13 protein-coding genes and 3 tRNA genes are annotated in these 15,017 nt (G+C 63.1%); 12 read left to right on the forward strand and 4 right to left on the reverse strand.

Features of this window, described 5'->3' with window-relative positions; all coding sequences use genetic code 11:
• Positions 1-40: 40 nt before the first annotated feature.
• The 4 genes from J3485_RS08150 to J3485_RS08165 all read left to right on the forward strand — a co-directional run bounded on the left by J3485_RS08150 (position 41) and on the right by J3485_RS08165 (position 4,695).
• Positions 41-1,087: a microcin C ABC transporter permease YejB gene (locus J3485_RS08150; RefSeq protein ID WP_206951995.1), complete on the forward strand. Its 1,047-nt coding sequence runs from the start codon at positions 41-43 to the stop codon at positions 1,085-1,087.
• Positions 1,088-1,170: 83 nt separating this feature from the next.
• Entirely contained in the window at positions 1,171-2,202 is a 1,032-nt protein-coding gene (locus J3485_RS08155) for an ABC transporter permease (RefSeq protein ID WP_206955708.1), read from the forward strand.
• On the forward strand, positions 2,199-3,845 hold the full coding sequence (locus J3485_RS08160) for an ABC transporter ATP-binding protein (RefSeq protein ID WP_206951996.1): 1,647 nt from the start codon (positions 2,199-2,201) through the stop codon (positions 3,843-3,845). The genes J3485_RS08155 and J3485_RS08160 overlap by 4 nt, the downstream gene beginning before the upstream one ends.
• 124 nt (positions 3,846-3,969) lie before the next feature.
• Entirely contained in the window at positions 3,970-4,695 is a 726-nt protein-coding gene (locus J3485_RS08165) for a C40 family peptidase (RefSeq protein ID WP_206951997.1), read from the forward strand.
• 226 nt (positions 4,696-4,921) lie between these two features.
• Here J3485_RS08165 and J3485_RS08170 read toward each other — a convergent pair whose 3' ends face one another.
• Positions 4,922-5,965, reverse strand: coding sequence for a patatin-like phospholipase family protein (locus tag J3485_RS08170; RefSeq protein ID WP_374192413.1), 1,044 nt, complete (start codon positions 5,963-5,965; stop codon positions 4,922-4,924).
• A 162-nt stretch (positions 5,966-6,127) separates the two neighbouring features.
• Here J3485_RS08170 and gltX point away from each other — a divergent pair, with 162 nt between their 5' ends.
• The 5 genes from gltX to J3485_RS08195 all read left to right on the forward strand — a co-directional run bounded on the left by gltX (position 6,128) and on the right by J3485_RS08195 (position 9,092).
• A complete protein-coding gene (gltX, locus tag J3485_RS08175) occupies positions 6,128-7,537 on the forward strand; it encodes a glutamate--tRNA ligase (RefSeq protein ID WP_206951998.1) in 1,410 nt (469 codons plus the stop codon).
• 158 nt (positions 7,538-7,695) lie between these two features.
• A tRNA-Ala gene (locus J3485_RS08180) sits at positions 7,696-7,771 on the forward strand.
• A gap of 427 nt (positions 7,772-8,198) precedes the next feature.
• Positions 8,199-8,274, forward strand: a tRNA-Glu gene (locus J3485_RS08185).
• A gap of 77 nt (positions 8,275-8,351) precedes the next feature.
• Positions 8,352-8,428 (forward strand) — tRNA-Asp (locus J3485_RS08190).
• 184 nt (positions 8,429-8,612) lie between these two features.
• Complete coding sequence (locus J3485_RS08195; protein ID WP_206951999.1) at positions 8,613-9,092, forward strand: GNAT family N-acetyltransferase; 480 nt, start codon at positions 8,613-8,615, stop codon at positions 9,090-9,092.
• Positions 9,093-9,129: 37 nt separating this feature from the next.
• Here J3485_RS08195 and J3485_RS08200 read toward each other — a convergent pair whose 3' ends face one another.
• Positions 9,130-10,011 (reverse strand): AraC family transcriptional regulator, encoded by an 882-nt coding sequence (locus J3485_RS08200; RefSeq protein WP_374192414.1) that lies wholly within the window; start codon positions 10,009-10,011, stop codon positions 9,130-9,132.
• Between the two features lie 337 nt (positions 10,012-10,348).
• Here J3485_RS08200 and J3485_RS08205 point away from each other — a divergent pair, with 337 nt between their 5' ends.
• A complete protein-coding gene (locus J3485_RS08205) occupies positions 10,349-10,780 on the forward strand; it encodes a gamma-glutamylcyclotransferase family protein (RefSeq protein WP_206952000.1) in 432 nt (143 codons plus the stop codon).
• 100 nt (positions 10,781-10,880) lie between these two features.
• Here the strand turns inward: J3485_RS08205 and aceB are convergent, their stop codons facing one another.
• A complete protein-coding gene (gene aceB, locus J3485_RS08210) occupies positions 10,881-12,473 on the reverse strand; it encodes a malate synthase A (protein WP_206952001.1) in 1,593 nt (530 codons plus the stop codon).
• Between the two features lie 84 nt (positions 12,474-12,557).
• Positions 12,558-13,298: a haloacid dehalogenase type II gene (locus J3485_RS08215; protein ID WP_206952002.1), complete on the reverse strand. Its 741-nt coding sequence runs from the start codon at positions 13,296-13,298 to the stop codon at positions 12,558-12,560.
• A gap of 139 nt (positions 13,299-13,437) precedes the next feature.
• Between J3485_RS08215 and J3485_RS08220 the strand changes: the two genes are divergently transcribed.
• Positions 13,438-14,340 (forward strand): LysR family transcriptional regulator, encoded by a 903-nt coding sequence (locus tag J3485_RS08220; protein ID WP_206952003.1) that lies wholly within the window; start codon positions 13,438-13,440, stop codon positions 14,338-14,340.
• A 191-nt stretch (positions 14,341-14,531) separates the two neighbouring features.
• Positions 14,532-14,966 (forward strand): universal stress protein, encoded by a 435-nt coding sequence (locus tag J3485_RS08225; RefSeq protein WP_206952004.1) that lies wholly within the window; start codon positions 14,532-14,534, stop codon positions 14,964-14,966.
• The last annotated feature ends 51 nt before the right edge of the window (positions 14,967-15,017 follow it).

Consider the following 15,017-nt stretch of genomic DNA (forward strand, 5'->3'; position numbering starts at 1 on the left):
TTCCTTCGATTTTGCTTCGCTCGTCCACTGGTGCCCGATTATGTGGAGCTACATCCTCAAACGATTGCTGCTGATGATTCCGACGCTGCTCGGCGTGCTGACGGTGACGTTCGCCGTCATTCAGTTCGTGCCGGGAGGCCCCGTCGAGCAAGCGGCCTACGAGCTGCGCAAGGGAACGGCGCAAGAGGGGCAGGCGCGGCCGTTCGGCCTGCGCGTGCACTCGGGCATCGACGCGCAGCAACTCGCGCAGCTCAAAGCGCTGTATGGCTTCGACAAGCCGCCGCTCGCGCGCTATTGGCTCATGCTGTCGCGCTTCGCGCGCTTCGACCTCGGGCAAAGCTACTTCCACCATCAGAGCGTGTGGTCGCTCGTCGTGTCGAAGCTGCCCGTGTCGATCAGCATCGGGCTATGGACGTTTTTCCTCTCGTATCTGATATCGGTGCCGCTCGGTATTGCCAAGGCCATACGCAACGGCTCGCCGTTCGACGTGGCGACGAGCCTCGTCGTGCTCGTCGGCTACGCGATTCCAGGTTTCGTGCTCGGCGTGCTGCTGCTCGTGCTGTTCGGCGGCGGCTCGTTTCTGCAAATCTTCCCGCTGCGCGGCTTGGTGTCGGACAACTTCTCGCAGTTGAGTCTGCTCGGCAAGATCGTCGATTACCTTTGGCACATCGCGCTGCCCGTGACGGCGTCGGTCGTCGGCAGCTTCGCCGTCATCACGATGCTGACGAAGAACGCATTTCTCGACGAGATCAAAAAGCAGTACGTGCTGACGGCGCGCGCGAAGGGTTTGAGCGAAAAGCGCGTGCTCTGGAAGCACGTATTGCGCAATGCGATGCTGCCGCTCGTGGTCGGATTTCCGGCCGCCTTCATCGGCGCGTTCTTTACGGGCAGCTTGCTGATCGAAACGCTGTTTTCGCTCGATGGGCTCGGGCTGCTCTCGTATGAATCGGTCGTGCGCCGGGACTATCCCGTCGTGCTCGGCACGCTGTATCTCTTCACGCTGATCGGGCTCGCGACGAAGCTGCTCTCGGATCTGTGCTACATCTGGGTCGATCCGCGCATTCAATTCGAACGACTGGAGCGCTAACGTTGAGTCAAGCTCGCCCCCGTACGGGCGCCGATGCCGTTGCGCGCAGCGCGCTGCCGAGCGTGCTCGCCTCGCCCTCGCCGATGCGGCGCGTATGGCAGCGCTTCAAGGCGCAGCGCCTCGGTTATTGGAGCCTCGTGCTGTTCGTCATCGCCTTCGCCTTGAGCTTGGCCGGGCCGCTATGGTCGAACGACAAACCGCTCGTCGTGCGCTACGACGGCCATCTGTATTTTCCGATCGTGAAGACGTACGCCGAGACCACCTTCGGCGGCGACTTTCCCACGCCGGCCGATTACCTCGACCCGTTCGTGCGGCGTCGCTTCGCGTTGCCGGGCAATTTCGCCGTCTATCCGCCGAATCATTACTACTACGACACGCTCAATTACTTCTCGCGCGAGCCCAATCCCGCGCCGCCTTCGCACGAAAACTGGCTCGGCACCGATGCCCAGGGGCGTGACGTATTCGCGCGGCTCTTGTACGGCTTTCGCGTGTCGGTCGAGTTCGCTTTGGTGCTGACGTTGATCGGCAGCGTGCTCGGCATTGCCGCGGGCGCGGTGCAGGGGTATTTCGGTGGTCGCATCGACATCGTCGGGCAACGCTTGATCGAAATCTGGAGCGCCTTGCCCGAGCTGTATTTGCTGATCATCTTCGCGTCGATCTTCGAGCCGAGTTTCGTGCTGCTCATCGTCTTGCTGTCGCTGTTCGGCTGGATCGGCTTGTCCGATTACGTGCGCGCCGAGTGCCTGCGCCATCGGACGCAGGACTACGTGCGTGCCGCGCGCGCGATCGGGCTTTCGAATTGGCAAATCATCTGGCGCCACGTGCTGCCCAACAGCATGACGCCCGTCATCACGTTCTTGCCGTTTCGCATGAGCGGATCGATTCTGGCGCTGACGAGCCTCGACTTCCTCGGCCTCGGTGTGCCGCCGCCCACGCCGAGCTTGGGTGAATTGCTTGCCGAGGGCAAGGCCAATCTCGACGCTTGGTGGATTTCGCTGTCGACGTTCGGCGTGCTGGTCGTCACGCTGCTGCTGTTGACGTTCATGGGCGATGCGCTGCGCAACGCACTCGATACGCGCATTGCCGATGCGATGCGGGCAGGAGGGAATCAATGAGCGCCGCATTTGCCACGCAAGGCACGCATGACGCCGCGGCCGCGCAGACCGAGCCGCTCCTAGCGCTCGAGCACCTGCGTATTGCGTTCGGCGATACGGTTGCCGTCGACGATCTGACGTTTGCGATCGGGCAGGGCGAGCGCGTCGCGCTCGTCGGCGAGTCGGGTTCGGGCAAGACCGTCACGGCACTCTCGATCTTGCGGCTCTTGCGCGATGCGCAAGTGAGCGGCGCGATCCGCTTGGCGGGCGAGGATTTGCTCGGCAAGAGCGAGCGCGCCATGCAGGGCCTGCGCGGCTCGCAGATCGCGATGATCTTTCAAGAGCCGATGACGGCGCTCAATCCGCTGTATACGATCGGCGAGCAGATTGCCGAGACGATCGTCGCGCATGAGGGCGTGCCGGCGCAGCAAGGTCGTGTGCGCGCCGTCGAGCTGCTGGCGCGCACAGGCGTGACCGAGCCTGGAAAGCGGGTGCTCAGCTATCCGCATCAGCTTTCGGGGGGGCAGCGTCAGCGCGCGATGATCGCGATGGCGCTCGCGTGCCGTCCGCGTCTGTTGCTGGCCGACGAACCCACGACCGCGCTCGACGTCACGATTCGAGCGCAGATCGTCGACCTGCTGCTCGACATCCAGCGCGACGAGGCGCAAAAGCGCGGCATGGCCGTGCTGTTGATCACGCACGACCTCAATCTGGTGCGGAGATTCGCACAGCGCGTGGTGGTGATGGAGCAGGGCGTGCTCGTGGAAAGCGGTTCGGTCGAGCGTATCTTCGAAGCGCCGCAGCATCCGTACACGCAGCGATTGATCGCGAGCCGTCCACAGCGGCAGGTGACACCGGTGCTACCGATCGCCCCGGTGCTGCTCGACGCGCAAGGTGTGTCGGTGGCGTTCCCGACGAAGGCGTCCGGTATGCGCGGATGGTTCCGCCCCGGCCGTTTCGAAGCGGTCTCGAACGCTTCGTTGAGCGTGAGGCAAGGCGAAACGCTTGGCATCGTCGGCGAGTCGGGCTCGGGCAAGTCGACGCTGGCAATGGCGCTGCTCGGGCTGCAGCGCACGGCGGGCGGGGCGATCGAGTTCCAAGGCCGGCCGCTGTCTGCCTATCGAGGCCGCGAGCAGACGCTCCTGCGCTCGAATATGCAGGTCGTCTTTCAAGATCCCTTCAGTTCGCTTTCGCCGCGGCAGACGATCGAGCGCGTCGTCGGCGAGGGGCTCGCGTTGCACTGCCCGCAGCTCGATGCAGCCGCCCGGCACGATAAGGTGGTCGCGGCGCTGCGCGAAGTGGGGATCGATCGGACGGCGCTGGCGCGCTACCCGCACGAATTTTCGGGCGGGCAACGGCAGCGGATCGCGATCGCCCGCGCGCTCGTGCTCGAGCCGCGCCTGCTCGTGCTCGACGAGCCGACGAGCGCGCTCGACGTCTCGATCCAGCAGCAAGTTCTAACCCTATTAACAACGCTGCAGCACAAATACAACCTGGGCTTCGTATTCATCAGCCATGACCTGGCGGTAATAGGGGCGATGGCGCACCGGGTGGTGGTCATGCAAAACGGAGCGATCGTTGAAACGGGCGATGTCGAAAAAATCTTCTCCGAACCGGCGCATCCGTATACGCGAAAACTCCTGCACGCGAGTCTGCAAGAGTAAATCACGGCAATTAACACGGTACCCCGATTGTTTTTTTAATTTGTTTTGACATTCGGTAACATCGTGGCTAGTATCGTCCAAACTTTTCACAATTCCCTGATTCTTAAGCAAAACCTACCGACCAATGCAGCACCGATATTTTGCCCAGGCTTGTACGCGCGTCGTCGCCGGGATGTTCATTGGCGTGTTGATGACGGCAGCAAACGGCGCGTTTGCAGACGAAACGAACAATTCGCAGCAAATCGCTTCTCCCACTCCGGCTCAGATCGAGTCGGAAGTCTCGTCCTCTTCCCTCGCTTCCGCTTTGCCTGCGCAGTCGACCAACGAAACGACCCCGAGCGGCCGTGCCAAGGCGTTCCTGTCGGGAATGGCGGGTAAGGCCGGTGATGTCGTCGTGGGCGCACTGAACATGATCGGCGTGCGCTACCGCTGGGGTGGCAGCTCGCCGGACTCAGGGCTCGATTGCAGCGGTTTCGTGCGCTACGTATTCCAAGACACGCTCGGTTTGGCGCTGCCGCGCCGCGCCGAGGAAATGAGTCGCGTCGGAGAGAAGGTCAGATTGGCCGACCTGAAGCCGGGCGATCTCGTGTTCTTCAATACGATGCGCCGCACGTTCTCGCACGTTGGCATCTACATCGGCGGCAACAAGTTCGTGCATTCTCCGTCCACGGGCAGCACGATCCGCGTCGACGATCTCGACGACAGCTACTGGGAAAAGCACTTTACGGGCGCACGCCGGATCGAAACTCAGTTTCCGGGCCAGGCTGACGATTTGCGCAAGCGCGTGAGTGCAACGCTCGGCGTCGACGGCAACGCCCGCGGCGAAGCGAGCAGCATCGGTAGCAATTGACGTGATTTGCGCTTGATCCCGTGATTGATCTCCGCAGTTGATCTCCGCAGTTGATCTCCGCAGTTGATCTCGTTTCATAGCGGGTCGCGGCTGAAAACAACGACCCGATCAGCGTAAGTCGATCGGGTCGTTTCGATTAGGCCGATCGTCTCATCAAGCCCGCTTCGAGCGGGCTTTGGCTTTCTGCTTTTCGTTTTCGTCGTAGCCGGCGCCGGCGCCAAACCGTTCAAGCTGCGGCGGCCGTTCCTGCGCGCCGCTCGGCGAGTTTGCGTTCCAACTCGCCGTACAGCCGAGCAACAGCCGATTCACCGGCGAGAATCGCTTCGTTGCGTTGACTGAAATCGGCACCGCTCATCGCCGCGAGGTTGGGGCGAATCACGAAATCGGCGTATTTCTCGAGCTCATAGGTCTTGATCGTTTGGCCCATGATCGTGAACGTTTGCAGCAGTACGTCGAATGAGTTCTGCGTCAGCGCGGTTTCCGGATCGGCCGAGATGTCGACGGCAATGACGAAGTCGGCGCCCATCTTGCGCGCGAACGAGGCCGGCACAGGGCTCACGAGTCCGCCGTCCACGTACTCGTGCCCGGCGATCTTGACCGGTTCGAAGATGGACGGAACGCTGCACGACGCCCGCACCGCGATGCCGGTATCGCCGCGCTGAAAGAGAATCGGCTGGCCGCTGCGCAGATCGGTGGCGACGATGCCGAGCGGCTTCACCATTTTTTCGATCGGCCGATCGTGCAGCGTCGAATCGACGTAGTGCTGCAAGGCGACGCCTTGCAGGAAACCGCGCGTGCGAAACGGCATGGCCCAATCGCTGATGGATGCTTGATCCATCGTCAGTGCCAACTTATTGATTTGCAGGCCCGTCATGCCCGAGGCGTAAAGCGCGCCGACGACGGAGCCCGCGCTCGTGCCGCAGACGAGGTCGATCTGCAGCCCGCGCGCTTCGAGCGCCTTGATGACGCCGATATGGGCGAAGCCGCGCGCGGCGCCGCCGCCGAGCGCGAGCCCGATGCGAAGCGGTCTTGGCGGCACGGCCGGCGGCTGGGCCGGTGCAACCGAAGCGACCGGGCGGGTCGTGGGCGAGGCGCAGGCCGCGAGTAGGGCCGAGGCGCAAACGACGGAAAATCCGCGGCGAGTGAGGCGAGGGGAAGACGGTTTCAACGGTATCTCCGGCCGCGCGCCGAGCGGGGCGCGCATCGATGCGCCGGGCTCGGATCGGCACCGCCCCGGCACGCCGCGCGCAAGGCGGCGCGCGCACATCATACGGCAAAGCGATTGGGCGCAGCTTGCGCGGGGCTTACTCGGCGCGGTGCGCTCGGCACCGGGCGGGCCGCGAGGCGCCGGTTATAATTGCCGTCTATTTTCCGTTCGCTCTACGGCATGCCGTCCACGCGCCTGCCTGCCCTCGAACCATCGACGCTACCTATGACCACCGTTCGTACCCGTTTCGCTCCGAGCCCCACTGGTTTCATCCACCTCGGCAACATCCGCTCCGCGCTCTACCCGTGGGCGTTCGCGCGCAAGATGAAAGGCACGTTCATCCTGCGGATCGAGGATACCGACGTGGAGCGCTCGACGTCCGAATCGGTCGACGCGATTCTCGAAGGCATGGCGTGGCTCGGCCTCGACTTCGACGAAGGCCCGTTCTATCAGATGCAGCGCATGGACCGCTATCGCGAGGTCGTTGAGCAGATGCTCGAGCAAGGCCTCGCGTATCGCTGCTATATGTCGGTCGAAGAGCTCGATGCGTTGCGCGAGCGGCAACGCGAGGCCGGCGAGAAGCCGCGCTACGACGGCACTTGGCGCCCCGAGCCCGGCAAGACCTTGCCGACGCCGCCGGCCGGCATCGAGCCCGTGATCCGCTTCAAGAATCCGCTGACGGGCGTGGTCGCTTGGGACGACGCGGTCAAGGGCCCTGTCGAAATCTCGAACGACGAACTCGACGATCTCGTCATCGCGCGCCCTGACGGCACGCCGACCTACAACTTCTGCGTCGTCGTCGACGATCTCGACATGCGTATCACGCACGTGATTCGCGGCGACGATCACGTGAACAACACGCCGCGCCAGATCAACATCTTGCGCGCGCTCGGCGGGCAGACGCCGGTCTATGCGCATTTGCCGACCGTGCTCAACGAAGCGGGCGAGAAGATGAGCAAGCGGCACGGCGCGATGAGCGTGACGGGTTATCGCGATGCCGGCTATTTGCCCGAAGCGGTGCTCAACTATCTCGCGCGCCTCGGTTGGTCGCACGGCGATGCCGAGATCTTTTCGCGCGAACAGTTCATCGAGTGGTTCAACCTGGAGCATCTGGGCAAGTCGCCGGCTCAGTACGATCACAACAAGCTGAACTGGCTGAACAACCACTACATCAAGGAAGCCGACGGTGCGCGGCTCGCGCAGTTGGCCAAGCCGTTCTTGGCGGCGCTCGGCATCGACGAGGCGGCGCTCGCCCAGGGGCCCGATGCGGCGTCGGTCGTCGCGCTGATGAAGGACCGCGCCACGACGATCAAAGAGATTGCCGAGAACGCGGCGATGTTCTACCGCACGCCGGCGCCGGAGCCCGAGGCACTCGAGCAGCATGTGACCGATGCGGTGCGGCCCGCGCTCGCGGAACTCGTCGATGCGCTGCGCGCTTGTGAGTGGACGAAGGAGGGCATCTCGGCCGCGCTGAAGGCAACGCTCGCTGCGCATAAGCTCAAGATGCCGCAACTCGCCATGCCCGTGCGTTTGCTCGTTGCCGGTACAACCCATACGCCGTCGATCGACGCCGTGCTCGTATTGTTCGGTCGCGAGCGCGTCGTGAGTCGGATCGGCGCGGCGTTGAGTGCTTGACGTTGGACGTTGGACGGTTCGGGTTGGCTCGGGTTGGCTCGGGTTGGCTCGATAATCGAGCGGACTCGATTCGTCGTCTCGCGGAAAATGCAGAAAGATCGACGAAGGGTATTTACAAGCCGTGAAGGGGCCTATAGAATCTCGTTTCTGTTCTGCAAGGGGGTATAGCTCAGCTGGGAGAGCGCTTGCATGGCATGCAAGAGGTCAGCGGTTCGATCCCGCTTACCTCCACCAAACATCGCAGACAGCCTAAAGAAAAGCTCTGGTTTTCCAGGGCTTTTTCTTTTTCCGGCTTCGCCAACGTATACGCGCGTTGCGCAGTTTTCGTCGCCGTGGCGTTCGGTTCGAAGTGAGAGAAGCGATAGCGACATGACGGCTAGCGGTGGTATTCGAGCGCTCGGTGGTGCGGCGCGGCCGCAATCGTCGCTAAGCAAAATTGCTTGCGAAGCTGCGTGAGGCGTGCGTATAATACGAGGCTCCGCTGTTCGAGCGAACGCGTGTAGCTTTATATTGCGCGGCATGGCCGGTGGGTGATTGCGAAGTGCTTTCGAAGCGCAGTGTTTGAAAGAAAAAACTTCACAACCACCGATTGGCGAGTTAGAATGGCGTTCTTCGCTGTTGACGAAAGTTAAAAGCGAGAAGCAAGAAGTGAAAAGATTTTGTCCCCTTCGTCTAGAGGCCTAGGACATCACCCTTTCACGGTGAGTACAGGGGTTCGAATCCCCTAGGGGACGCCAAACATCGTGGCGCTTCGGAATGAAGCGCTTTAGCTTGCAAGTTGAGGTCGGCGCTCGCGAGTTCGATGGGAAGCTATGGAGTGGTAGTTCAGTTGGTTAGAATACCGGCCTGTCACGCCGGGGGTCGCGGGTTCGAGTCCCGTCCACTCCGCCAAATAAAAGCCCGTTCGAACTAGGTTCGAGCGGGCTTTTTTCTTATGTTCGCCCGATGGCTCGCCCCACGCGAGTGGATTCGTTCGTCGGCGTGGCCGCGTTTTCGCGCGAGGTCGGACAATCCGCCATTGCAAGACGCGCCATGCTGCCTTACTGTAATCGCGAGTTCCTTCGTTCCGCCTACGATGTTCGATCCGACCGACGCGCCGTTGCATTGTGCGCCATCGCCGTTTCACCTTCGCGAAGCGTCGATGAGCGATTTCGCCTTTGGTGAGGCGCTCACGCGTACCAATATGGGCCGCTATTACGAGCGTCATCGATTGGCTTGGCGAGCCGACCTCTTTCTTGCGAGTTGGCAGGAATCGGAAAACTTCATCCTCGAAAGCGACCAAGAGCCGATCGGCTTGCTACGCCTCACCGAGGAGGGGGATTCGCTGCACGTTCGCGACGTGCAGATCGCCGAGCGTCATCGCGGCCAAGGCGCGGGGACGTTCCTGCTCGAAACTTCGCACCGCTGGGCGCGCGAGCGGGGGCTGCACGAGCTTCAGTTGCGCGTGTTCGTCGATAATCCCGCGGCACGGCTCTACTTGCGGATGGGGTATCGGCTGGCCGGCCCTCGGCTCGCTCAATTGGGTGCCATTCGCCATATGACGCGGCGCGTTTGATGCGGCGTCCCCCCGAAGTAAAGAGGCCGCGCTTGGATTACATGCCCGCGGAGGACTCGAGGAGGCCGTCGAAGTCGTCGTCGGCGCTGGCATGTTCGGGCGCCTGTCCACCATCACGCATCATGAAGGCACGCGGGCTTTCGCCGAACGCGCGCCGGAACATCGCTGAAAATGCGCTTTGGCTCTGATAGCCGAGCTCGTGTGCGATTTGCGACAGCGCACGGCCGCGGTTCAGCAATGGAATGGCGCGCGCCAGCACCGCTTGCTGGCGCCACTGCGAAAAGCTCATGCCGAGCTCTTGGCGAAACAGGCGCGCGATCGTACGCGTACTCGCGCCCACGCTCGCGGCCCAGTACTCGAGCGGGTCGGTGTTGCCGGGATCGGCCAGCAGGGCTTCGCAGAGCGCACGCAATCGCTTCTCGCTCGGCATGGGCACCGACAGCGGCAGCGGCTCGGAGCGTGTGATCTCGTCGAGTGCGAGTGCGCCGAGGAGCCGCTCACGCGCGGTGTCCAGGCCGTCGGCGTCGAGTGCGGCTATGACTTCACGCAGCAATCCGGAGACGTCGACGACACGACATGCGTCGAGCCCTCCCGGCACGACGGACTCGTCGATGTAGAGCGTGCGCAGATACGCATCTTCTATGATGAAGATTTCATGCGGCACGCGCGGCGGCACCCAAATCGCCCGCGACGGCGGCACCATCCATGTACTGCTTTCGACCGCGACGCGCATCACGCCGCGCGACGCATAGGCGAGCTGCGCCCACGCGTGCATGTGCAGCGCGATGCGCTCCCCAGCCGGCATCGGCCGGGCGCGCACGCGAATCGGATGAGCGCAGGTAGGCGCGACCCTTGGCGGGATGTCGAGGAGGCGCACGCGCGCGGTCGACATAGGCTCGGCGGGTTCGTTCGTGTCCATGGCGAAGGTGCGTTGGCGAAATGAAAGGTGATGCGTATCGGAGGCAGTCTGTGATCGCTATTGTATGTGCGCGGCACATCGTGCGTTCGGTGTCGGGCGTGCCTGGCCTGCGGCCTTCGCACGCCCGCAAGGGGGGGAAACGAGGTGTCCCGCGACGAGGAGGGTTAAGCTCGCCCCTGCTTTATTCGCCATGCATAATGCGTTAGCCGAGCATGGCCGGTACTACGTCAAGTACCGGATCGCGCTGGGCGCCGAGCGTTCGCCGGCGAAGTCCAAAGTATTGAACCGAGCCATACAACCGGCGACGTGCAATTCCACACAATAAGGACGAGGGCAAATGCGACACGTGTTCATTTACGGAACCCTGAGAGCGGGCGAGATCAATGACATCGGGCTGGCGGCGGCGCGCCATGGCATCGGCACGCCGCGGCTGATCGGCAGAGCGGCCGTCGCGGGGCGGCTATACGACTTGGGCGATTATCCGGGGCTCGTGCAGGACGAGACGGCGGGACTCGTGCGCGGCGATGTCTATGAGATCGACGAAGCGCTCGTGCCCGTGCTCGACGACATCGAAGGCGTGCACACAGGGACCGACAGCGTGTTCAAATCGCGCGAAGTGACCGCCGCTGTGGGGGACAGTCCGTTGCGATGCTTTTTCTATCCGATCGACGATGTCTCGGCCATGGGGCGTCCCCGTATCGAGGCAGGCGACTGGGTCAGCTATCGCCTTGCGCGCGACGCGGTCTCCACGTTGAAGTACGGCCGCTGATTCCGCGCCGGAGCGTAATCGAACGCGCCGCGCGCGATCGGCGCGGCAGCATGCTGCGGCCGAGGCATCGCGCCCGGCCGCGGCACTCGAGACGGCTGGCTTACACTTCCTCGTAAAGCGGCAGCGTCAGGAAGTCGGTAAACGTTTCCGACGTCGACATCTTCTCGAAAATCTTGGCAGCGCGTTCGTACGATGCCGTATCGCCGCCCACCGCATCCTTCACCTTCGGCAATTCTTCGGCGATCAGCGTGCGCACGAGATCGGCTGTCACTTTGCGGCCGTCCTCGAGTTTGCCCTTCGGCGAGCGAATCCATTGCCAAACTTGAGAGCGCGAAATCTCCGCTGTCGCCGCATCTTCCATCAGATTGTGAATCGGGACGCAGCCGTTGCCGGCGAGCCATGAGCCGAGGTAGTGGACGCCGACGTTGATGTTGTTGCGCAGGCCCGCTTCGGTGATCGGCGCTTCCGGACGGAAGTCGAGCAAGTCCTTGGCCGTGACTTGCACGTCGTCGCGCTGTTTGGCGATTTGATTGCGCTTGTCGCCGAGCACGCCGACGAACTCTTCCATCGCGACCGCCACGAGGCCCGGATGGGCGACCCAGCCGCCGTCGTAGCCGTCGGTCGCATCGCGCTTCTTGTCCGCGCGCACGCCGGCCATCGCTTTTTCATTGGCGGCCGCATCGCTCTTGCTCGGAATCAGGGCGCTCATGCCGCCGATCGCCGGCGCGTTGCGCTTATGGCAGGTCTTGAGCAACTGCAGCGCGTAAGCGCGCATGAACGGCACCGTCATCGTGATCTGCGAACGGTCGGCCAGGCAGAACGCCTCGTCGCTCTTGAACTTCTTGATCGCGGAGAAAATGTAGTCCCAACGTCCCGCATTGAGGCCCGCGCTGTGTTCGCGCAGCTCGTACAGGATTTCGTCCATCTCGAACGCGGCGAGAATCGTCTCGATCAACACCGTCGCGCGAATCGTCCCGCGCGGCACGCCGACGGCCTCTTGGGCGGCCACGAAGATGTCGTTCCACAGGCGCGCTTCGAGATGGCTCTCCATCTTCGGCAGGTAGAAGTAGGGGCCGCTACCGCGTGCGATAAGTTCCTTCGCGTTATGGAACAAGAACAGCGCGAAATCGAAAATGCCGCCCGAGACGCGCTGACCGTCCACCGTCACGTGTTTTTCGTCGAGGTGCCAGCCGCGCGGTCGCACCACGAGCGTGGCGATTTTCTCGTTGAGCCGGTACGTCTTGCCGTTCTGCTCGAGCGAGATCGTGCGGCGCACGGCATCCTTCAGGTTCAACTGGCCCGTGATCTGGTTATGCCAGTTGGGCGTGTTCGAATCCTCGAAGTCGGTCATGTAGGCGTCCGCGCCCGAGTTCAGCGCGTTGATGATCATCTTGCGCTCGACAGGGCCCGTGATCTCGACGCGACGGCATTCGAGGTCTTTCGGCAGCGGCGCGATCTTCCAATCGCCTTCGCGCACGGCCTTCGTCTGTGCGAGGAAATCGGGGCGCTCGCCGGCATCGAGCCGCTGCGTACGCTCGGCGCGTGCTTGCAGCAGTTCGCGGCGGCGCGCTTCGAACGCGCGGTGCAGATCGGCGACGAGCTTGAGCGCGTCAGGCGTCAGAATCGTTTCGAAGCCGGGCTCGATGGCGCCGGTGATTTGCATACCTTGGGGCAACGACAGCGTGTTCGCCATGGAAAGATCTCCTTTGGTCGGTCAAATGGCAAAAATACTGCGACGGCCTCGCACGCCGGGCTGTGGCGCGCGAGGCCGAACGCTTCAATCCTTTTCGGTCAGCGCGAGCGTTTTGACGAATTCGACGAGGTCGGCCATGCCGGTGCCGATACCGCGCGGTTTCGATTCCAACTCTTCGAGCGGCGCTCCCGCTCGATTGATCCAAAACGTTGTGTAGCCGAACCAGCCTGCCCCCGCTACGTCCCAGCCGTTCGACGAGACGAAGACGATTTCGCGCGCGCTCGCGTCGAACGCGCGCGTGCCCAGTGCATAGGCGGCGGGAGCGGGTTTGTAGGCGTGCACCGTGTGCACGGACAGCACGTGATCGAACAGGTCGGCGATGCCGGCGCTCTTGACGGCAACATCGAGCATGCCCGGATTGCCGTTCGACAGGATGCCGAGGCCCAGCGTGTGAGTGCCGGACGCCGCGCCGTATTCGCGCAGCGCGCGCAGTGCCGGTGCCGTGTCGGGAAATGCGGAAAGGCAGGCGTACTGATCCATGAGGCGCTTCTCGCCGGCGGCGTCGAGCGGTAGGCGCAAACGACGCGCCGCGTGGCGCAACGCATCGAGCGTGACGTCCCAGAACGGCTTGTAGTGCGAGCCGTTCGGATCGGCCAGTGTACGCAATTGCGAGTATTCGATCTGCTTCAGGCGCCAAAGCTGCGAGAGCGCGTCGCCTTGCCCAGGGAACAGTTGCTCAGCCGCGGCAACCACCGAATGAACGTCGAACAGCGTGCCGTATGCATCGAACAGCACCGCTTTAGGAAAACGTCGTGACGAGGTCATGGCCAAGGACTCCTGCTCTAAAGGTCCGGAACACATTCTATTTGTGACTTGGCTGGTCAAAAAAGACCCTAGTCGTCATTTTATCTTTGACTTTTTGATACATAATCTACCGATCGATCGTTTTTCAAAGGGCTGTTGCATGTCGCGCTTCAAGCAAATCGAGACGTTCGTGGCCGTCGCGGCCAAGGGCAGCCTGTCGGCGGCGGCCCAGGCGGAAGGGATCGCGCCGGCCGTGATCGGCCGCAGGCTGGACGCGCTCGAGGAGCGGCTCGGCGTGAAGCTGCTCGTGCGCACGACGCGCAAGCTCACTTTGACGTTCGAGGGCTCCGCATTTCTCGAGGACTGCCAGCGGATCGTGAACGACATGCAGAACGCCGAGGCCAGCGTGTCGGCGGGCGGGGTGAAGGCGAGCGGCCACGTGCGCATCTCGGCGCCGGCCGGTTTTGGGCGCAAACACGTTGCGCCGCTGATTCCCGCGTTTGCGTCGGCCCATCCCGAAGTGTCGATCGCCCTCGATTTGTCCGACCGCATGGTCGACCTCGTCAACGAAGGCTTCGATTGCGCCGTGCGTTTTGGGGAATTGCCCGATTCGTCGCTCGTTTTGCTGCGGCTTGCCGAGAACCGCCGCGTCTGCGTGGCCGCGCCGGCCTATCTCACGCGGCAGGGCACGCCGCAGACATTGGCCGATCTCGCGCATCACAACTGTCTCGCGCTGGCCGCGGGCGTCAATCAGCAGCGCGGCTGGACGTTTCAGCAAGACGGCAAGACGGTCTCCATCAAAGTATCGGGTACGCTCGAATGCTCGGACGGCGCCGTCCTGCACGAATGGTGCCTCGCGGGCCATGGCCTCGCATGGCGCTCGTCTTGGGAGGCGGAAGAGGACATCGCCGCGGGCCGGCTCGTGACCGTGCTCGATGCGTTCGCCGCACCGCCGATCGGCATCCATGCCGTGTTCCCGCAACGCAGACATTTGCCGTTGCGGGTGCGGCTTTTTCTCGATTTCCTCAAACATACCTATGAGCGTCCCGGCTACTGGCAATAACGCCCGACAATAAGCCGGGCGCGGACCGCGGGCCTTGGCGGCGCGCGGGTTTCCGATATACGGAGTCACCCGAAGCACGCCCGCCGGGTAGCCGGCGTCGCACTACAATCGACTTGAGCGTGCTCGCGCCGCGGTGCGCGATGCCGCCGACCCGCCGCGCACGGCGTGCGCTAATCGACGAGGGAGGCGTCATGTTCAAGCACATCCTGGTCCCGACCGATGGTTCCGATTTGTCGCAAAAGGCGATCGACGGCGCGATCGATCTCGCGCGCTCGGTCGGCGCCCGCATCACCGCTTATGCGTGTTTGCCGCAGTATCCGTACTCGCCGTTTTCGGAAGTCATCGTCGAGCAGCCCGACGATTTTCAGCAGCGCAGCGAACGCGAAGCCCGCGAACACTTGGACGAGGTGGAAGCGGCCGCTCGCCGCGTCGGCGTCGCGTGTACGAGTCAAACGAGCGTGCATCCGTCGCCGTATCTCGGCATCATCGAAGCGGCGGAGAGCGGGGGATGCGACGTCATCTTCATGGCCTCGCATGGGCGCAAGGGGCTCGGCAGTCTGCTGATCGGCAGCGAGACGCAGCGCGTTCTCACGCATACGAAGATTCCCGTGATCGTCTATCGCTGATCGGTCGCACAGCGTTTGGCCGTCCCGCTTGTGAGCGGGCGAATGTCGAAA

Source organism: Trinickia acidisoli (genome assembly GCF_017315725.1).
Classification (GTDB): Bacteria; Pseudomonadota; Gammaproteobacteria; order Burkholderiales; family Burkholderiaceae; genus Trinickia; species Trinickia acidisoli.